A 19,340-nucleotide genomic window follows, 5' to 3' on the forward strand; every position below is an offset into this window, starting at 1 on the left:
GAGGCTGCGGGTGGCGTGCGGTCAGGGGATGAGAAGCGTGCGGAGCGCGGAGCCGGTCTCGAGATCGTCGAGCGCCGCAGCGGCCTCGGCGAGCGGACGTCGACCGGAGATGAGCGGATCGATCTTGAGCTGGCCGTCCATGTAGCGGTCCACCAGCGCCGGGACATCGATCGAGGGACGCACGGAGCCGTAGTTCGATCCCAGGATGCGCTGGTCGGCCTCGGCGAGGACGAGGGGTTCGAACGAGGCACGGGCTCCCGTGGGAGGGAGGCCGACGATCACGGCGGCACCGCCGAGGCCGAGCATCTGGATCGACTGCTCGGTCGTCGATGTGCGGCCGATCGCGTCGAACGCGTAGTCCACGCCGTCCGGGATGAGTTCGCGCAGCTGGGCGACGGGGTCGCCCAGCGAGGCATCGATGCGATCCGTCGCGCCGAACTGCAGCGCCATCTGCGTCTTCTCCGGACGCACGTCGATCGCGATGATGCGTTCGGCGCCGGCCAGGCGCGCGCCCTGCACGACATTGAGGCCGACGCCGCCGCAGCCGATCACGACGACGGTGGAACCGGGCTCGACCGCCGCCGTGTTGAGGACGGCGCCGACGCCCGTGGCCACCGCGCAGCCGACGACGGCGATGACATCGAGCGGCGCGTCGTCACGGACCTTGACGGCCCCCGAGGCGGGAACGACGACCTCCTCCGCGAACGAGGAGACTCCGAGATAGTGGTGCAGCGGTTCGCCGTCGAGGCTGAGGCGCGAGGTGCCGTCGAACAGCACGCCGAGGGGAGCGACCACGGTCGCGACCTTCTGGCAGCGTGCCTCGTGGCCGGCGCGACAGTAGCGGCACTCACCGCACGGGGGCACCCAGCTCAGGACGACGTGATCGCCGACGGCCAGTGTGGTGACACCTTCGCCGAGTTCGGTCACGACACCGGAACCCTCGTGTCCCATGACCAGGGGAGCAGCCGCATCCCATTCGCCGCGCTTGACGTGGAGGTCGGAGTGGCACACGCCGGCAGCGGCGATGCGTACTCGAACCTCACCTGCACGCGGCGGGGCGAGGTCGACGTCGACGAACTCGATCGGGGACTGCGGATCGCGGAAGACAACAGCTTTCATGACATCCTTCGGGTGGAGGGGGCTGCCGACGATGCTAGGAGAGTGCGGGACCGCGGGCATCCGACAAATATGTGGACTGCAAAGCGCGTGTTCACACTTTGTATGATCAGAAGATGGCTCGTGATGTCGCCTCCGTGGCGCGATACCTCCAAGGGGAGCTGCTGCACGGGGGCGTTCCGAGTTCGCGACATGTGAATTCCGTCGTCGCGCTCGAAGTGTTCGGCGCCCCGACCGACAGTCTTTTCACCACTCTCGTCACCGTCGACGCTTGGCAACTGGACTGGCTCGCCGACGATGCGGAGCGGGTCGCCCTGCTCCGGGACGTGGTCGTCGTGACGGATGCGGACACGCCCTCTTTCCGACGTCTGCTCGAGGACGGAGGCATCACGGCGATCGTCGGGGCAGGAACGTCGCGCGAGCTGCTGACGCCGATGCTGACGGCCCTGCTGGCCGTCGACCAGGCAGCCGAGGCCCGAGCGATCACTTCGGCGATGCGGGTGCTGACCCTGGCCGCACGCCGCAGCGGCATCACGGGGGTCATCGCCGAGCTCGCGCATCGGATCGATGGATGGGCGGTGCTCCTCGACCGCCACGGGGAGGTGATCACGACGGCGGGAGCGGGAAGCCTGCACATCGACGACGCCGTGGCGGTCGCCGTGGGGCGCCCGGTTCGCGTGCGCCATCGCGCGCTCCAGGTGCATCCGGTCGGCCCGGGGCAGGACATCACCGCCCAACTCGTCACCGCACCCCGCAACGACAGCTCGGGTCGGGGGAGGGAGCTCAGCTCGCAGGCCGCGGCACTGCTCGATCTTCTGATGCGCACGCGGGACAGCAGCCACCTCGAGCGTCTCGGCCGATCCATGATGCTGGAGACCGTGCTCGAGGGAGGGGAGGAAGCGACGCGTCTCCTGCGTCGCTGGGGCGTGCACGAACGAAGCCTGGTGGGATTCGTCCTGACCTCGCGCACCAGTGGCGTGGACGTGGAGCATCTGCTGGCGCTGTGGCTGGATGAGCTCGGGGCTGAGCATGTCTTCGCCGCGCAGCGTGGTCTGATCCGCGGCGTCGTGCGCGAGGAACATGCGGAGGAGATCGCGCATCGGGCGCGGTCCTTCGCCTCGACGCTCTATCTCGGGCTCGGTCGGCCCGCCACGACGGATGCGCTCGCCCGCAGTGTCGATGAAGCCCGTCAAGCCTGCGAGACGGCTCGCGCGGGAGGGGAGCGCGTCGTCCGCTATGCGTCGATCCCGACGGTGTCGTTCGTGCTCGGGCAGTTGGATGCGGACCAGACGCAGAGGATCGCGCGGCTTCTCGATCCGCTGAGGGCCGTCGAGCAGCGGACCGAGCTCATCGAGACCCTGCGCGTGTTCCTCGCCACGAACGGCGCCTGGGGCGAGAGCGCCACGCGGTTGCGGATCCACCGGCAGACTCTGGCAGCGCGCATCCGACGGATCGAAGACCTGATCGGGCTGTCATTCGCCGATCCCGATGATCGGGTGGCCGCCTGGCTCGCGATACGTGCCTCTGACGACTGATGCGCGCGTGCACGAAGGAGGGCCCCGCCGATTGGCGAGACCCTCCTTGGTGGCTGTCGGTCAGCGTGCGGCGCCGGCCAGCGATCCGGTGGTCTGTCCGGCCGGATCGAAGATGATGCACTGGATCACGCGGTCGTTGTTCTGCTCCCAGGAGTCCTTGGTGGGAACGAGCGTGGTGACGTCGAGGGCCGAGTCCTGGTAGGCCACACCGACGAAGGTCGTGTAGGCATCGCCGATGCACTCCTGCGTCGCCGCGTCGACGTCGGAGTCGGAGAACTCGCCGTCGGGCATGGTGATCTCGTAGTACACCTCCTGGTCGTGCGGGTCGGTGCACGGGAGGACGTTGGCGTCCGTGAGCATGCCGGAGCCGGTGTCGAGCATGCAGTCGCCCAGCTTCACCGAGAAGACGCCGACGTTCGCGCTCTCCGTGACCTGGCCGGTCTCCTCATCGCGGTTGGCGTCGCCGGAGCCGCTGCCGAGAAGGCTGTTGAGAGCACTGCAGCCGCTCAGGGCGACTGAGAGTGCCACTGCGGATCCTGCGAGCATCAGAGCGCGTCGCGTGCGCATCTTCATCATGATTGGTTCCCCTCCGAAGCGTGATGTGGAGGCATGCGAAAAGCCCCCGCCGCGAACACGCTAGCCGTTCGCGAGTCTGTGATGCAACTTCGAGGAGCCTGTGGTTCGGCTGAGAGCGGTTCAGCCTTCGAGGTCGTCGACGCCGGGCATCCAGCTCGATCCCGGGCGGCCCCAACCGCGCTTGCGGGCGACCTTCTGGGCTGTCTTCCAATCGCCGTCGGAGAGGCGATCGACGTAGAGGATGCCGTCGAGATGATCGAACTCATGCTGCATGATGCGTGCGCGCCAGCCGTCGACGTCGATCGAGACCGGCTGGCCTTCCAGGTCGGTCGCCGTCACGTGGACCCGCTCCGACCGCCGCAGCGGGAACCGCTCGCCCGGGAAGGAGAGGCAGCCTTCGGACTCGAGGTCGGGGTCCGGGTCGCCGGGCTCGAGCGGCACCATCCAGAGCACGGGGTTGATGAGAACGCCACGCCAGGGCTGGTCGTCGTCATCGACGTACGCGTAGGTGTAGATCCGCAGGGGAACGCCCACCTGCGGAGCGGCGAGGCCGACTCCAGGCGCCGTGTCCATCGTCTCGAACATGTCGGCCACGAGGGTGCGGATGTCCTCCGTGATCTCGTCGACGGGGGAAGCAGGGGAGTGCAGGACGGGGTCGCCCATGATGCGAATCGGAAGTACAGCCACGTCACAACCCTAGTCGGCGGCAGTCGGCAGGTAGGGTCGTACTGTGAATGCCGGGGTATGGATGAACGCGGTCGAGGATGTCGGCGATCAGCTCGTCGGCGCCTTCCAGAACCCGGGCCTTCTGCTCGGAATCCCCCTCGCTCTCGCCGGTGCCGTCTTCATGTCGCTCGGAGCGCAGTACCAGCACCGCGGGGTCGAGAAGGTCGAGCGTCTCAGCGGTGCCAACGGCGCGTCGGGCTTGAGCTTCGATCAGCTCAAACGGCTTCTCACCCGCCCATCATGGCTCATCGGCACACTCATGCTCGGGCTCGCCGTGATCTGCCAGCTCGCCGCGCTCGTGAAGGCACCGCTCATCGTGGTGCAGCCGCTGGGCGCCATCGCGCTCGTCATCACCACTCTGCTCAACGCCCGCGTCTCCGGTCATACGCCCACCAAGCAGTCGCTCACCGCGATCGTGGCCTGTGTGGGCGGCATCTTCCTCTTCGTCTTCTTCGCGGCGATCTACGCGACCGAGCAGGACGTCACCGACCGCGAGCTGTTCGTGATCCTGGCGCTCCTCCTGGTCGTGATCATCGTGCTCGGCGCGTGCTGGCTCATCCTGCGCCATCGCATGCGGGCGCTCTTCTACGTGATCGGCGCCGGCATCCTCTACGGATTCGTCGCCACGCTCGCGAAGGTGGTCATCAAGCGCATCGAAGCCGGTCAGTTCGAGTGGATCACCGGCATCTGCGTGCTCGCGCTCGTCTCGGCAGCCGCGGTCGGTGCGTACTTCGTGCAGACGGCGTACAGCTCAGGTCCACCCGACCTCGTGATCGCCGGGCTCACGGTCGTCGACCCTCTCGTCGCGGTGCTCATCGGCATGGTCGTGCTGGGCGAGGCCGCTGCGGCACCGTGGTGGGTGCTCGTGATCTTCGCGGTCGCCGGAGCCATCGCCGTGTGGGGTGTGGTCGGCCTGGCCCGCTACCATCCTCAGGTGCTCAGCGACAGCCAGGACTTGGGCATCCAACGCGGCAGCACCCCGGATGGCAGCACCCCGGGTGGCAGCACCCCGGGCGGAGCTGGGCAGGGCGGGACGGAGGGCGCAGCATCATCGAGTTCCTCCTCCACGGCTGCGCCTGAGCGCTCGAGCGGGTCGGTGAGCCCGGAGACTCCGCCGCCGTACGACGGCTCCGCTGACCGGCCCTAGCGCCGCTCCGCTCGTCCGTGGAGGTGTGCCGGTCGCCCGTGGCGATACAGACTCAGTACGCCTGATCGATCAGGTCGACCGACACCTCGGCGGCCGCAGCCTCGTCCACGAAGAACACCGTGCGCTTGCGCCCCTTGGCCCCGGCAGCGGGCACGCTCGTGTAGCTCGCTCCCGCGAGAGCGAGCCCCAGGGCTGATGCCTTGTCCGCACCCGTCAGCACGAGCCACACGCGCTTCGACGAGTTGAGCACGGGGCGGGTCAGCGTGACGCGCTCGGGCGGCGGCTTCGGTGAGTCGCGGACGGCGAGGACGGCCGCATCCGTCACCGTGACCTCTTCCCGATCGGGGAAGAGCGACGCGATGTGGCCGTCGGGACCGACGCCGAGGAAGCACACGGCGAACGAAGGCCAGGCATGCTCCTCGGTGCCGAACCGCGCGAGTTCGGCGGCGTAGGCCGCCGCGGATTCGTCCAATGTCAGACCGCTGTCTGGCCCCGCGACCTCATGCACGTTCTCGACGGGCACCGGGATGTGATCGAGGAGGGCCTGTCGTGACTGCAGCGAGTTGCGGTCGACGTCGTCGCGCGGCACGAACCTCTCGTCACCCCACCAGAAATGCACGAGTGACCAGTCGATCTCGGTCGCCCGGGGGTGCTCGGACGCCGCGCGCAGCACCGCTCCACCCATCGAACCACCGGTGAGGGCGATGTGTGCGATCCGACCGTTGCGGGTGCGCGCGCGCACCCGCGTGAGGAATCGGTCGGCCACACGGGTGGCGAGGGCGGCGGGCGTGGCTTCCACCACGACCCGCTTCTCGGCGGACGATGTCGTCATCGACGTCACTCTCCTGTCTCGGGCGGACCCAACTTCTCCCAGCCCTCGGTGATGACTCGACCGTACAGGACGTCGGGGTCGAGTCGACGCAGCTCCTCCGCCAGGCACTCGCGAAGAGTGCGTCGCGGCAGGTGCAGATCGTGGTTCGGCTGCCCGGGCTGCGTGAGCACGGCCACGCCGGGAGTCGGACGCTCCAGGAGGATGTCCCCGGACTCGCGAGTCAGGCGCACCGATTTGATGCCCTCCGCCCAGTGCTCGGGGTCTTCGTACGACCAGCGCACCGGAACGTCGAGGGCCATCTGCAGCCAGGCGGCCAGCAGAGCGGTCGACGGCGATGCCGCGGCCCCGCGCACCTCGACGCCGGTGATCGGCTCGTACGGCGGCTGGTCGAGCACGGCCGCGAGCTGTTCGCGCCAATGGGTCAGACGGGTCCACGCCAGATCGGTGTCGCCAGGGGCGTGGGTCTCGCCGAGCAGGGCGAGCCGGTCGCGGACGTCGGTCGCCGTCGCGGCATCGGTGATGCGGCGCTGGGCGATCTTGCCCAGGGGCGACTGGGCGGGTGCCACGGGGGCGGCTTCGGGCCACCAGGCGACCACGGGAGCATCCGGAAGCAGGAGTCCGGTGATCAGGCTCTCCTCGTTGCTGGCCGCGTCCCCGAAGGCGCGGAGGACCACGACCTCGCTGGCGCCGGCGTCTCCGCCGACGCGGATCTGCGCGTCGAGGCGAGAGTCGCCCTCGCCCGTCGTGATCACGATCACGCGCATCGGGTGCTCTCGTGAGGCGTCGTTCGCCGCGTCGATCGCCGCTTCGGCGACGCCGTTGCGTGCGGCGATCACAAGGGTGAGCACACGCCCGAGGGCAACGGCGCCGCCCTCTTCGCGCACCTTGACCAGCTGCTTCGCGACCTGGCTGACGGTGGTGTCGGGAAGGTCGATGATCACGGGCGTCTCCAGACTCGTCCATCGCGGGCCAGCAGGTCGTCGGCGGATGCCGGTCCCCACGAGCCGGGCGCGTACTGCTCGACCGGACCGCCCTCGGCTGCCCAGTACTTCTCCACGGGGTCGAGGATCTTCCAGGAGAGCTCGACCTCCTCGTGCCGCGGGAACAGCGGCGGATCGCCCAGGAGGACGTCGAGGATCAGGCGTTCGTAGGCCTCGGGGCTCGCCTCGGTGAAGGCGTGACCGTATCCGAAGTCCATGGTCACGTCGCGCACGTTCGTGCCGTTGCCCGGCACCTTGGAGCCGAAGCGGATCGTCACGCCCTCATCCGGCTGCACGCGGATGACCAGAGCGTTCTGTCCGAGCTCCGAGGCGTTGCCGCGCCCGAAGAGGTGCTGCGGTGCGCGCTTGAAGACGACGGCGATCTCGGTCACGCGCCGTCCGAGGCGCTTGCCCGTGCGCAGATAGAACGGCACGTCCGCCCAGCGGCGCGTATCGATCTCGAGCTTGATCGCGGCATACGTCTCCGTGGTCGACTCGGGGTTCATCCCCTCCTCTTCCAGGAAACCGGTGACCTTCTCGCCGCCCTGCCACCCACCCGCGTACTGACCGCGCGCGGTCGCGAGGGAGAGGTCGTCCGGAACGTGGACTGCGGCGAGGACCTTCTCCTTCTCGGCGCGCAGGTGCTCCGCCGAGAGACTGATCGGCTCTTCCATCGCGGTGAGGGCCAGCAGCTGCAGAAGGTGATTCTGGATCACGTCGCGTGCCGCGCCGATGCCGTCGTAGTAGCCCGCGCGTCCACCCACACCGATGTCCTCGGCCATGGTGATCTGCACGTGGTCGACGTAGTTGCGGTTCCAGATCGGCTCGTACAGCTCGTTCGCGAAGCGCAGCGCCAGGATGTTCTGGACCGTCTCCTTGCCGAGGTAGTGATCGATGCGGAAGATCGAGTCGGCCGGGAAGGCCACCTCGAGCGCGGCGTTGAGTGCGCGCGCCGATTCGAGGTCGTGCCCGAAGGGCTTCTCGATCACGACACGGCGCCAGCGCTCGTCGTCGTCGCTGTTCTCGCCGACGAGGCCGGAGTCCTTCAGCTGCTTGGCGACCAGCGGGAAGTCCTTGGGCGGGATCGACAGGTAGAACGCATGGTTGCCCATCGTCCCGCGTTCGACATCGAGCTTCTCGATGGTCTCGCGGAGCTTGCGGAACGAGTCCGGATTGTCGAACTCACCCGAGACGAACCGGATGCCCTGCAGCAGCTGGGTCCACGTCTCCTCACGGAACGGCGTGCGAGCGTGCTCCTTGACCGCGTCGTAGACGACCTGCGCGAAGTCCTGGTCCTCCCAGTCTCGGCGGGCGAATCCGACCAGGGCGAACCCGGGAGGGAGAAGGCCGCGGTTCGCGAGGTCGTAGACCGCGGGCATCAGCTTCTTGCGTGACAGGTCTCCGGTGACGCCGAAGATCACCAGGGCGCTGGGCCCGGCGATCCTGTTGAGACGGCGGTCATCGGGGTCACGCAGCGGGTTGTGCCCGCGCGAGATGGGAACAGACATCGGTGGGGGATTCTCCTGCTGTTACTTCTGTGCGGCTTCGAAGAGGGCGAGCACGTCGTCGGAGGACTCCGTGATCGTCAGCGTGACGACGGGGCGGCCGTGCTCGGCGAGCACAGCAGCGTCACCGGCGGCCTGGGCCTGGATGAGCTGCCCGAAGGTGAAGGGACGGTCCGGGATCTCGAGGTCGACCTCGGTGCGCTCCAGGATCTGCAGGAACACGCCCTGCGCGGGGCCGCCCTTGTGATACTGGCCGGTCGAGTGCAGGAACCGCGGCCCCCATCCGAACGTGGTGGGTCTTCCGGAGTCTGCCGCGACCAGCTCGCGCAGGCCCTGGAGCTGCGGCACCTCGAGACGGTTGACGTAGGCCTGGATCGACACGTAGCCGTCTGCCGGAAGCCGGGCCCAGAGAGCATCGAGCACGCCCTCGACGTTGCCGGACACGGCGAGAGCCGGATCCGACACGCGGACCTCGACGCCGTTCTCGACGAATGCGGGAGCGGTCGGCTCCGGACGCGCGTCGAGGAGGCCGCGAGCAGCGACCTTGGCCGACTCGACGTCGGGCTGGTCGAACGGGTTGATGCGCAGCAGATGTCCGGCGATCGCCGTGGCGTATTCCCACACGATCAGCTGGGCGCCCAGCGTTCCGCTGACGAGGATCTCGCCCTCGTGACGCTCGTGCAGGTGGAACTCGTTGGCGTCATCGACCAGTCGGACGATCTGCAGGTCGGCGGGCACGGGATCGAGCTCGGGGGAGACCGGGAGCAGGACGACCGGGAGGATGCCCGTGCCCTCCTTGCCGGTGGATTCGGCGATGAGCTGCTCGATCCAGTCCGGGAGACCCTTGATGTGCGTGCCGTCGGTGATCAGCCCGAGCTTGTCGCGGCGGGGGTTCGTCGCGGCGATCGCCGCGCCCAGGCGCAGGGCGGGATTCTCGGCCGAGTCGACGGCCACCTCGAGCAGCGAGGCCTCGGCCTCGTTCAGCAGCTCATCGATGTCGACCCCCGCGAGCCCGGACGGCACCAGGCCGAAGGCGGTGAGCGCCGAGTAGCGTCCGCCGACGTTCGGGTCCGCGTTGAAGACGCGGTAACCCGCCTCGCGAGCCGAGGCGTCGAGCGGCGAGCCGGGATCGGTGACGACCACGATGCGCTCGACGGGGTCGATGCCGAGGTCGCGGAACGCCGCCTCGAACGTGCGCCGCTGAGAGTCGGTCTCGACCGTGGAGCCGGACTTCGACGAGACGACGAGCACGGTGTCGGCGAGGCCCTCGTCGAGAGCGGCGAGCACCTGTCCCGGAGCCGTGGAGTCGAGGATCGTGAGGGGGACGCCCGCGGTCTGCGCGATGACCTCGGGCGCGAGCGACGAACCGCCCATGCCCGCCAGCACGACGCGGGTGACGCCCTTGGCCTCGAGGTCGGCACGCAGTGCGACGATCTCGGCGACGAGCGGACGGGAGACCGAGACGGCCTCCACCCATCCGAGGCGCACGGAGGCCTCGGCTTCGGCCGCGGGGCCCCAGAGAGTCGCGTCTCCGCCGGTGATGCGCGAGGCGATCAGATCATGGACGAGGCTGGGTACCGTCTCATCGATCGCGGCGCGGGGTGCACCGGATGTGTGGATCGAGAACGTCATCGCTGCGACTCCAGTCCTTCGGCGACCTGCGTCAGCAGATCGTGCCACGAGTCGATGAACTTCGATACGCCCTCGTCTTCCAGCACCTGGGTGACATCGGCGAAGTCGATGCCGACCTCGGCGAGCCCGGCGAAGACGGCGCGGGCCTCTTCGTAACCACCGGTGATGGTGTCGCCCGTGACGACACCGTGATCGAACGTGGCCTCGAGCGTCTTCTCGGGCATCGTGTTGACGACACCCTGGGCGACGAGCTCGGTGACGTAGAGCGTGTCGGGCAGGGCCGGGTCCTTGACGCCGGTGGACGCCCACAGCGGACGCTGCAGGTTCGCGCCCGCGTCGAGGAGAGCCGTGGCACGCTCGCCGGCGAACGTCTTCTCGAACAACTCGTAGGCGAGGCGTGCGTTGGCGAGCCCAGCCTTGCTCTTGAGGGCCTCTGCGGCCTCCGTGCCGATCGCGGTGAGGCGCTTGTCGGTCTCGGTGTCGACGCGCGACACGAAGAACGAGGCGACGGAGTGGATCGTCGACAGATCGATGCCCGCGGCCTTGGCGGTCTCGAGGCCGGTCAGGTACGCCTCGATGACCTCGGCGTAGCGCTCCAGGCTGAAGATCAGCGTGACGTTGACGCTGATGCCCGCCCCGATCGCCTCGGCGATGGCGGGGAGACCGGCCTTGGTCGCCGGGATCTTGACGAGCAGGTTCGGGCGGTCGACCTTGGACCACAGCTCCTTGGCCTGTGCCACGGTGCCGGCGGTGTCATGCGCCAGGTCGGGGGAGACCTCGATGGAGACGCGGCCGTCGACGTGGTTCGATGCCTCCCAGACCGGGCGGAACACGTCGAGGGCGGCAGCGACATCCTGGGTGGTCGCGGCGAAGACCGCTTCCTCCGCAGTGGCGCCGGAGGCGGCGAGCTCGGTGACCTGAGCGTCGTACGACGTGTCGTTCTTGTCGGTGATCGCGTTCGCGAAGATCGTCGGGTTGGTCGTCACGCCCACGACGTTGCGCGACGAGATCAGGTCGGCGAGGTTACCCGAGGAGATGCGCGTGCGGGAGAGGTCGTCGAGCCAGATGCTGACGCCGGCGGCGGCGAGCTGTGCGGTGGGGGTGCTCATGCGTTCTCCTTGGTGCTGTTGGCCGCGATGGTCTCGCGGGCGGCCGCGATGACGGCCTCGGTGGTGATGCCGAACTTCTCGAAGAGGGTCTTGTAGTCCGCGGAGGCGCCGAAGTGGTCGATGCCGACCGAACGGCCGCGGTCGCCGACGATGCCGCGCCAGCTGAGCACGGATCCCGCCTCGACCGAGACACGGGCGGTGACGGAGGCGGGAAGCACGCTCTCGCGGTACTCCGCATCCTGCTCGTCGAACCACTCCAGCGACGGAGCGGAGACGACCCGCACGTTCACACCTTCCGCAGCCAGCGCCTCGCGGGCGTTCACCGCGAGCTGCACCTCCGAGCCGGTGGCCACGATGATGACGTCCGGGGTGCCGTTGGGTGCTTCAGCGAGGACGTAGGCGCCCTTGGCGGCGTTGACGGCCGAGGCGAAGGTGTCGCCGGAGGCTGCGCCCTCGCCGCGTTCGAACACCGGGATGTTCTGGCGAGTCAGGGCGATGCCGGCGGGTCCTTCGTGGCGGCGGAGGATCTCCAGCCACGTCGCTGCCGTCTCGTTCGCGTCCGCGGGGCGCACGACCGTGAAATTCGGGATCGCGCGGAGCGTCGCGAGCTGCTCGACGGGCTGGTGGGTCGGACCGTCTTCGCCGAGGGCGACCGAGTCGTGGGTCCAGACGAAGATGCTGGGCACGTTCATGAGCGCCGCGAGACGCACGGGCGGGCGCATGTAGTCGCTGAAGATCAGGAAGGTCCCGCCGAAGGCGCGCGTCGGGCCGTGGAGCACGATGCCGTTGATGATCGCGCCCATGGCGTGCTCGCGGATGCCGAAGTGGAGCACTCGACCGTAGGGGTTGCCCGACCACTCGTGGGTCGACCACTCCGCCGGGATGAACGAGGGCGCGCCCTTGATCGTGGTGAGGTTCGACTCGGCGAGGTCGGCCGAACCGCCCCACAGCTCGGGGAGCTCGGCAGCGAGGGCGTTGATGACCTGGCCGGACGCGGCGCGGGTCGACACCTCCTTGCCGGCTTCGAAGACGGGCAGCGCGCTCGTGATGTCGCCAGGCAGCTCGTGCGCCTCCAGGCGGTCGAGCAGGGCCTTCTTCTCGGGGTTCGCGGCGGCCCAGGCATCGAACGACTCCTGCCAGGCGGCACGGACGTCGGCGGCGCGAGCTGCGAGTCCACGGGTGTGTGCGAGCACGTCATCAGCGACAACGAAGTTCTGCTCGGGGTCGAAGCCGAGCACCTTCTTGGTCGCGGCGAGCTCGTCGGCGCCGAGAGCGGAGCCGTGGATCTTGCCGGAGTTCTGCTTGCCCGGCGACGGCCAGCCGATGATGGTCTTGAGGATGATCAGCGACGGCTTCGAGGTCTCGCCCTTGGCGGCTTCGATCGCAGCGAACAGCTCGGCGACGTCTTCGACGTATTCGCCGGTCTTCTTCCAGTCGACGACCTGCACCTGCCAGCCGTAGGACTCGTAGCGCTTCGCGACGTCTTCGGTGAAGGCGACGTTCGTGTCGTCCTCGATGGAGATCTGGTTGGAGTCGTAGATCGCGATCAGGTTGCCGAGCTGCTGGTGGCCCGCGAGCGAGGAGGCCTCGCTGGTCACGCCCTCCTGCAAGTCGCCGTCACCGGCGATCACGTACACGAAGTGGTCGAAGGGGCTCGTACCGGCCGCAGCCTCGGGGTCGAAGAGACCGCGCTCGTACCGGGCGGCGTACGCGAAGCCCACGGCCGATGCGAGGCCCTGGCCGAGGGGGCCGGTGGTGATCTCCACACCCTTGGTGTGGCCGTACTCCGGGTGGCCCGGCGTCAGCGAGCCCCAGGTGCGCAGCGCCTTGAGGTCGTCCAGCTCGAGACCGAAGCCGCCGAGGTACAGCTCGACGTACTGGGTGAGGGAGGAGTGTCCGGCCGAAAGGATGAACCGGTCGCGACCGAGCCAGTCGACATCGGTCGGGTCGTGACGCAGCACCCGCTGGTAGAGGAGATACGCGGCCGGAGCGAGGCTCATGGCTGTGCCGGGGTGACCGTTACCGACCTTCTCCACGGCATCGGCCGCCAGGATTCGAGCGGTGTCCACCGCGCGTCGATCGATCTCATCCCACTGCAATTCCGACACGTTCATGCCCTTTCCGACAGTTTCGAGGGCGCCCGTATTCCCTGGCGCATCCGCATCATCACGGAGAAGTGTGCACATCGCCGGGCGCGCGAGTGTTTTCAGCATAGCGGTGACGTGCCTTGCGCTACGCGGGCCCGCGAGCCGGAACACGTCATCCCGTGTCATACACTGGAGAGGTTGTCCGGTCACACGTGCGGAGGAGGCGATCGAGATCTCGACGATGTCTGATCAGACCGTGAGGAAGTCGTCCATCGGTCGCACGGTGAAGGCCTACGTCACGCTGACCAAGCCGCGTGTCCTCGAGCTGCTGCTCGTGTCGACCGTGCCGGTGATGTTCCTGGCGCAGGGCGGACTCCCGAACCTGTGGCTCGTGCTGGCCACCGTCATCGGCGGCTCGCTGAGCGCCGGTTCCGCGGCGTCCTTCAACATGTACCTCGACCGCGACATCGATGCGCACATGCACCGCACCGAGAACCGCCCGCTGGTGACCGGCGAGGTCAGCCCGCGCGGCGCCCTGGTCTTCTCGTGGACGCTCGCCGTCGCCTCGACCGTCTGGCTCCTCGTCACGACGAACTGGCTCACGGCGGCCCTCTCGGCGACGGCCATCTTCTTCTACGTCGTGATCTACACGATGATCCTCAAGCGCCGCACCGAGCAGAACATCATCTGGGGCGGGATCGCCGGTTGCTTCCCGGTGCTCATCGGATGGTCCGCGGTCACCGGTTCGCTCGACTGGCCGGCGTTCATCCTGTTCCTCCTCGTCTTCCTGTGGACGCCGCCGCACTACTGGCCGCTGTCGATGAAGTACAAGGACGACTACGAAGATGTCGACGTTCCGATGCTGGGCGTCACGCGCAACGCCTCGCAGGTCGGCCTCCAGGTCATCCTCTACGCGTGGGCCACCGTCGCCTGCTCGCTTCTCCTCATCCCGATCGCGAACATGGGGCTGGTGTACACCGTGTCTGCCACGGTGTTCGGCGGATGGTTCATCTACGAGTCGCACCGCCTCTACAACCGTGCGGTCCACGGAACCGAACCGCGTCCGATGCGCGTCTTCCACGCGTCGATCACTTACCTCACGCTGATCTTCGTGGCGGTTGCGGTCGACCCGCTGCTGCCGTTCTGACCCGGGTTACGTCTGAGACGACGGAGCGGCGCCGAGGAATTCCTCGGCGCCGCTCCGTCGTCATCCGTTCCGACGATCAGCGGGTGATCGGCGGAGTGCTGTCCGGCTCGGCGTCGATCGCGGGCGCGCCGTTCGTGGCCGCGTCATTCGGGGCCGTGTCGTTCGTGGCCGCGGTCTCGGGAACGGCGTCGGTCGCCACGTCCTCGGACACAGGAGTGGCGTCGGTCGACGGCGTGGTGCCGACCGAAGGGGCGACCGCGACAGGGGCGGGCGTCTCGTTGGTCTCGACGGTCCAGTCGATCGCTTCGACGACGGCCGGGGCGGGCGTGGGGACGAGTGAACGTGCAGCGACGAGTCCGAGGGTCAGCAGGATGCCGACGATTCCGGCTGCGAGCACGCCGGCACCCACCACGACGAGCGACTGACCGACGTATACCTCGACGCCGGTGGCGGTGCCATCGAGCAGCGTGGTCGTCATCGTGCCGATCTGACCGGAGATCAGCCAGGCGCCGACCGCCGTCGTGCCGAGGGACACGACCAGGAGGAGCCAGAATCCGATGCTTCGTGTGAGTGACTTGTTCATGCGGACCATCATCGCCGACATCCTGATGAGTCGACGATGCGCCGCCTGTGGATCGCCTGTGCGGGGTCAGTCCGCGGCTGCGGCCGTGCGCTTGAGGTGCAGCACGACCACGGTGTAGGTCGCGGCGGAGAGCGAGGCCAAGACCATGTGGATGCCGACGAGGACAGGCGGGAGGCCCTCTCTGGCCTGCCAGACGCCGACGCCGACCTGCACGAGGATCGCGAGGACGAGGACGAGCAGCCACCGGCGCGGCTCGAGTCGCAGCACCCACGCCGCGACCGTGAGGAACAGCACTAGCGCCGCCAGGATGTAGCCCGGCCACGAGTGCACGTGTGCCAGCACGGTCGCGTCGAACCCGTGACGCAGCACATCGGCGTCGCCCGAGTGCGGGCCGGAGCCGGTCGTGAGCACGCCGAACACGATCGTGACCGCCAGAGCCAGGCCGGTCACGTGCGTGACGACGGCGAACCAGGCGGGCACCGCACGCTCGCGCGGTCCGGGGGAGGTCTTCAACCGCACGAGGAAGGCCGCGGTGATGCACACGAGCAGCAGCGACGAGGTGTAGTGGAAGCCCACGATGAACGGGTTGAGTCCGGTGAGGACCGTGATGCCGCCGACGAGCGCCTGCGCGACCACGCCGATCAGCGTGAGCCAGGCGAGCAGGACGAGGTCCCGTCTCGCCGGAGTCGTGCGCACGGATCGGACAGCCGCGGCGATGACCGCGATGAGCAGGACACCGGAGGCGATCGGGAAGGCGGGGATGTGGAACGGAGCGGCGACGGCGTAGGCGACACCCGCGGCGACGAGGCCGCCGGCCGCGAACCAGAGCGCGTTGACGAGGCCGCGCTTCCCGCTGAACAGACGCAGCACCAGCAGCACCACGACCAGCGCGATGATCCCGACCACGCCGGTCATCAGACGGTTGCCGAACTCGATGATCCCGTGGATGCCCTGCACCTCGAGGATCGGCACCAGTGAGTCCGGGGTGCACAGGGGCCAGTCCGAGCATCCCAGGCCCGATCCGGTGAGACGGACGGCGCCGCCGGTGCCGATGATGATGGTCTCGCTGATGAACGACAACCACGCGAAGACCGTCAACGCGCGCCCCCAGGACGAGGAACGGGCGGGGACCGCCGGCGTCGTCGAGCTGGCGGGGATCATCGTCTCGGGCATAAGTCCTCCGGACCGCACGGGACGCGGCGGGCATGGCCCGTCTGTCAGGCGGAACCTGTAGAATCGGATTGTTGCGATGAGCGCTGACAGCGCTGAAGCATCGTCAACAGTTTAGGCGCGATGGAAGCGCCGGTGATGAGGGCCCACCAACGGCACCCGCTCCCGCAGACTCGACGGGGATCAGGTGTGTCGGGGCGGATGACACCGTTTGGGACCTGTGAGGAGAGTGTTGGATGTCGGATGTGCTGATCGACCGCCCGGAGCTTGACGGTCTGGGGGTGTACGAATTCGGCTGGCACGATGAGGATGCTGCGGGTGCCATCGCGAAACGCGGCATCTCCGAAGACGTCGTCCGTGGGATCTCGAGCCTCAAGAATGAGCCCGAATGGATGCTGAAGACCCGTCTCAAGGGGTACCAGCTCTTCGGGCGCAAGCCGATGCCGACCTGGGGTGCAGACCTCAGCGAGATCGACTTCGACAACATCAAGTACTTCGTCCGCTCCACCGAGAAGCAGGCGCAGACGTGGGAAGACCTTCCCGCCGAGATCCGCGAGACCTATGAGCGCCTCGGCATCCCCGAGGCTGAGCGTCAGCGCCTCGTGGCCGGCGTCGCGGCTCAGTACGAGTCCGAGGTCGTCTACCACCAGATCCGCGAAGACCTCGAAGCCCAGGGCGTCATCTTCATGGACACCGACACGGCACTGCGCGAGCACCCCGAGTTCTTCGAGGAGTACTTCGGCACCGTCATCCCCGCAGGCGACAACAAGTTCGCCGCGCTGAACACCGCCGTGTGGTCTGGCGGTTCGTTCGTGTACGTCCCGAAGGGCGTGCACGTCGAGATCCCGCTGCAGGCCTACTTCCGCATCAACACCGAGAACATGGGGCAGTTCGAGCGGACGCTCATCATCGCCGACGAGGACAGCTATGTCCACTACATCGAGGGCTGCACGGCTCCGATCTACAAGTCGGACTCCCTGCACTCGGCCGTCGTCGAGATCATCGTGAAGAAGAACGCCCGCGTTCGGTACACGACGATCCAGAACTGGTCGAACAACGTCTACAACCTGGTCACCAAGCGCGCCGTGGCGTACGAGGGCGCGACCATGGAGTGGGTCGACGGCAACATCGGCTCCAAGGTCACGATGAAGTACCCGTCGATCTATCTGATGGGCGAGCACGCCAAGGGCGAGACCCTGTCCGTCGCCTTCGCCGGTCCCGGTCAGCACCAAGATGCCGGCGCCAAGATGATCCACATGGCGCCCTACACGCAGTCGTCGATCGTCTCGAAGTCGATCGCTCGTGGTGGCGGACGTGCCGGATACCGCGGCGAGGTGCGCGTCGACGCGGCGGCGCACCACTCCGCCAACACGGTGCGCTGCGACGCTCTGCTCGTGGACACCAAGTCCCGCTCCGACACCTACCCGGCCATCGACATCCGCGTCGACGACGTGCAGCTCGGCCATGAGGCCACGGTCTCGAAGGTGAGCGAGGAGCAGCTGTTCTACCTGCAGTCCCGCGGCATGCCCGAGGACGAGGCGATGGCGATGATCGTGCGCGGCTTCATCGAGCCGATCGCACGGGAGCTTCCCATGGAGTACGCGATGGAACTGAACAAGCTCATCGAGATGGGCATGGAAGGATCGGTCGGCTAGTGACGGCCTCGACGACAGCGCCCGCCGAGGCGCAGAACACCGACGCGCCCGTGAGCGCGCACATCGATCCGGCGGCACAGGTCGCCGCCGCGGGATTCGTCCCCGTGCAGACCCGCTCGGAGCGCCCGCACTCCTTCGACCCCGCTGATTTCGGCGCCCCGACCGGGCGCGAGGTCAACTGGAAGCACACGCCGATCGCGAAGTTCGGCGGACTCTTCACCGACGAGCAGGGAGACGAGGACGCGGTGACCTATGGTCTCGGCGCGGCCGAAGCGTTCCTCGAGCCGTCTGCGGACGAGAAGGGCCCGTACGGCGAGTTCTTCCGCCCCGAGGATCTGCCGAGCGCCCTCGCGTGGAAGCACAGCCCCCGCGGTCTGCACATCCAGATCCCTGCTGAGGCCGAACTCGACGAGCCGATCATCGTCCCCGTCGAGGGGAAGGGTGCAGACAAGCGCGCTTTCGGGCAGATCCTCATCGAAGCCCTCCCGCATTCGCGCGGCACCATCGTGCTCGCGCACTCCGGTTCCGCGCAGTATGCGCAGAACGTCGAGATCATCGTGCGCGACGGAGCCAAGCTCACCGTCGTCAGTCTCCAGCGCTGGGAAGACGACGCGGTTCACGCGTCCGCTCACCAGGCGACGGTCGGAGCAGACGCGACTCTCCGGCATTTCGTGATCAGCTTCGGCGGCGGAGTGGTCCGCGTCAACCCGAGCGTCGAGCTGACGGGCGCCGGGTCCGAGGGGTACCTGTACGGGCTCTCGTACGCGGATGCCGGGCAGCACCTCGAGAGTCAGGTCTACCTGCACCACAAGGGACCCCACACCAAGGGTGATGTCCTCTACAAGGGCGCGCTGCAGGGTGAGGGCGCGCACAGCGTGTGGATCGGCGACGTGTTGATCGGCGCCGACGCGACCGGAACCGACTCCTACGAGGCGAACCGCAACCTGGTGCTGACGGAGGGCGCGCGTGCCGACTCCATCCCGAACCTCGAGATCGAGACCGGTGACATCCTCGGCGCCGGACACGCGAGTGCCACCGGTCGGTTCGACGACGAGCAGCTGTTCTACCTGCAGGCTCGCGGCATCACCGAGGAGGAGGCGCGACGTCTGGTCGTGCTCGGGTTCCTCACCGACATCGTGCAGCGCCTCGGCATCCCCGCCCTCGAGACCGAACTGCTGGCAGCGATCGAGACGGAGCTCGCCGAGGTGAGCGCATGACCGCCGAGCGCGTCTGCGGCGTCGCCGACCTCGAACAGGACATGCCGCTGCGCGTGGACCCGGGCGGCGTCCCCATCACGGTGATCAAAGACGGCGAGGGCGTCATCCACGCCATCGGCGACACCTGCACCCACGGCGACATCTCGTTGTCCGAGGGCTTCGTCGAGGGTGACACCGTGGAGTGCTGGGCCCATGGCTCCGCCTTCTCGTTGCTCACCGGCAAGCCCCAGAATCTCCCCGCATATGAGCCCGTCCCCGTCTATGTCGTCCAGATCGACGGCGACGACGTGCTCATCGATCCGACTGTGATTAAGGAAGTCTGA

Annotated in this window: 17 protein-coding genes; 6 read left to right on the plus strand and 11 right to left on the minus strand. The window is 68.0% G+C overall.

What is annotated here, in order from left to right; translation table 11 throughout:
- Positions 1-21: 21 nt before the first annotated feature.
- Positions 22-1,119, minus strand: a complete 1,098-nt coding sequence (locus tag GLO27_RS05580; protein WP_021200773.1) for a Zn-dependent alcohol dehydrogenase — start codon at positions 1,117-1,119, stop codon at positions 22-24.
- A 113-nt stretch (positions 1,120-1,232) separates the two neighbouring features.
- Between GLO27_RS05580 and GLO27_RS05585 the strand changes: the two genes are divergently transcribed.
- Entirely contained in the window at positions 1,233-2,651 is a 1,419-nt protein-coding gene (locus GLO27_RS05585) for a helix-turn-helix domain-containing protein (RefSeq protein WP_167253980.1), read from the plus strand.
- 60 nt (positions 2,652-2,711) lie between these two features.
- On the opposite strand, the gene GLO27_RS05590 is transcribed toward GLO27_RS05585, so the two are convergent.
- The gene (locus GLO27_RS05590; RefSeq protein ID WP_231479813.1) at positions 2,712-3,179 is read right to left on the minus strand and encodes a septum formation family protein; all 468 of its coding nucleotides are present in this window, start codon (positions 3,177-3,179) and stop codon (positions 2,712-2,714) included.
- Positions 3,180-3,347: 168 nt separating this feature from the next.
- Positions 3,348-3,914: a peptide deformylase gene (gene def / locus GLO27_RS05595; protein ID WP_084487383.1), complete on the minus strand. Its 567-nt coding sequence runs from the start codon at positions 3,912-3,914 to the stop codon at positions 3,348-3,350.
- 61 nt (positions 3,915-3,975) lie between these two features.
- Between def and GLO27_RS05600 the strand changes: the two genes are divergently transcribed.
- Positions 3,976-5,100: a DMT family transporter gene (locus GLO27_RS05600; protein ID WP_167254734.1), complete on the plus strand. Its 1,125-nt coding sequence runs from the start codon at positions 3,976-3,978 to the stop codon at positions 5,098-5,100.
- Positions 5,101-5,152: 52 nt separating this feature from the next.
- Here GLO27_RS05600 and pgl read toward each other — a convergent pair whose 3' ends face one another.
- Genes pgl through tkt form a run of 6 tightly spaced genes read right to left on the minus strand, consistent with a single transcriptional unit; the run spans position 5,153 to position 13,266 of the window.
- Entirely contained in the window at positions 5,153-5,932 is a 780-nt protein-coding gene (pgl, locus tag GLO27_RS05605; RefSeq protein WP_029260233.1) for a 6-phosphogluconolactonase, read from the minus strand.
- A gap of 5 nt (positions 5,933-5,937) precedes the next feature.
- Positions 5,938-6,873, minus strand: coding sequence for a glucose-6-phosphate dehydrogenase assembly protein OpcA (locus tag GLO27_RS05610; protein ID WP_029260234.1), 936 nt, complete (start codon positions 6,871-6,873; stop codon positions 5,938-5,940).
- Positions 6,870-8,420 (minus strand): glucose-6-phosphate dehydrogenase, encoded by a 1,551-nt coding sequence (zwf, locus tag GLO27_RS05615; protein WP_021200766.1) that lies wholly within the window; start codon positions 8,418-8,420, stop codon positions 6,870-6,872. The genes GLO27_RS05610 and zwf overlap by 4 nt, the downstream gene beginning before the upstream one ends.
- A gap of 21 nt (positions 8,421-8,441) precedes the next feature.
- Complete coding sequence (locus tag GLO27_RS05620) at positions 8,442-10,049, minus strand: glucose-6-phosphate isomerase (protein ID WP_167253982.1); 1,608 nt, start codon at positions 10,047-10,049, stop codon at positions 8,442-8,444.
- Positions 10,046-11,158, minus strand: a complete 1,113-nt coding sequence (gene tal, locus GLO27_RS05625) for a transaldolase (RefSeq protein ID WP_167253984.1) — start codon at positions 11,156-11,158, stop codon at positions 10,046-10,048. Before tal ends, GLO27_RS05620 begins: the two co-directional genes overlap by 4 nt.
- Positions 11,155-13,266 (minus strand): transketolase, encoded by a 2,112-nt coding sequence (tkt, locus tag GLO27_RS05630; RefSeq protein WP_031207717.1) that lies wholly within the window; start codon positions 13,264-13,266, stop codon positions 11,155-11,157. The genes tal and tkt overlap by 4 nt, the downstream gene beginning before the upstream one ends.
- Positions 13,267-13,486: 220 nt before the next feature.
- Between tkt and GLO27_RS05635 the strand changes: the two genes are divergently transcribed.
- The gene (locus tag GLO27_RS05635; RefSeq protein WP_136024288.1) at positions 13,487-14,392 is read left to right on the plus strand and encodes a heme o synthase; all 906 of its coding nucleotides are present in this window, start codon (positions 13,487-13,489) and stop codon (positions 14,390-14,392) included.
- A gap of 76 nt (positions 14,393-14,468) precedes the next feature.
- Here the strand turns inward: GLO27_RS05635 and GLO27_RS05640 are convergent, their stop codons facing one another.
- Both GLO27_RS05640 and GLO27_RS05645 read right to left on the minus strand, forming a co-directional pair.
- Positions 14,469-14,975 carry a hypothetical protein gene (locus tag GLO27_RS05640; RefSeq protein WP_167253986.1) on the minus strand — a complete coding sequence of 169 codons (507 nt, stop codon included), beginning with the start codon at positions 14,973-14,975 and terminating at the stop codon, positions 14,469-14,471.
- Positions 14,976-15,041: 66 nt separating this feature from the next.
- Entirely contained in the window at positions 15,042-16,148 is a 1,107-nt protein-coding gene (locus GLO27_RS05645; protein WP_167253987.1) for a COX15/CtaA family protein, read from the minus strand.
- A 233-nt stretch (positions 16,149-16,381) separates the two neighbouring features.
- Here GLO27_RS05645 and sufB point away from each other — a divergent pair, with 233 nt between their 5' ends.
- From sufB to GLO27_RS05660, 3 genes are read left to right on the plus strand one after another with little or no spacing between them, the layout of a single operon-like run.
- Complete coding sequence (gene sufB, locus GLO27_RS05650) at positions 16,382-17,800, plus strand: Fe-S cluster assembly protein SufB (RefSeq protein ID WP_021200759.1); 1,419 nt, start codon at positions 16,382-16,384, stop codon at positions 17,798-17,800.
- On the plus strand, positions 17,800-19,017 hold the full coding sequence (sufD, locus tag GLO27_RS05655; RefSeq protein ID WP_167253989.1) for a Fe-S cluster assembly protein SufD: 1,218 nt from the start codon (positions 17,800-17,802) through the stop codon (positions 19,015-19,017). The genes sufB and sufD overlap by 1 nt, the downstream gene beginning before the upstream one ends.
- Positions 19,014-19,340, plus strand: a complete 327-nt coding sequence (locus tag GLO27_RS05660; RefSeq protein ID WP_017830403.1) for a non-heme iron oxygenase ferredoxin subunit — start codon at positions 19,014-19,016, stop codon at positions 19,338-19,340. The genes sufD and GLO27_RS05660 overlap by 4 nt, the downstream gene beginning before the upstream one ends.

It is taken from the genome of Microbacterium sp. Be9, from assembly GCF_011754135.1.
Classification (GTDB): domain Bacteria; phylum Actinomycetota; class Actinomycetes; order Actinomycetales; family Microbacteriaceae; genus Microbacterium; species Microbacterium maritypicum_A.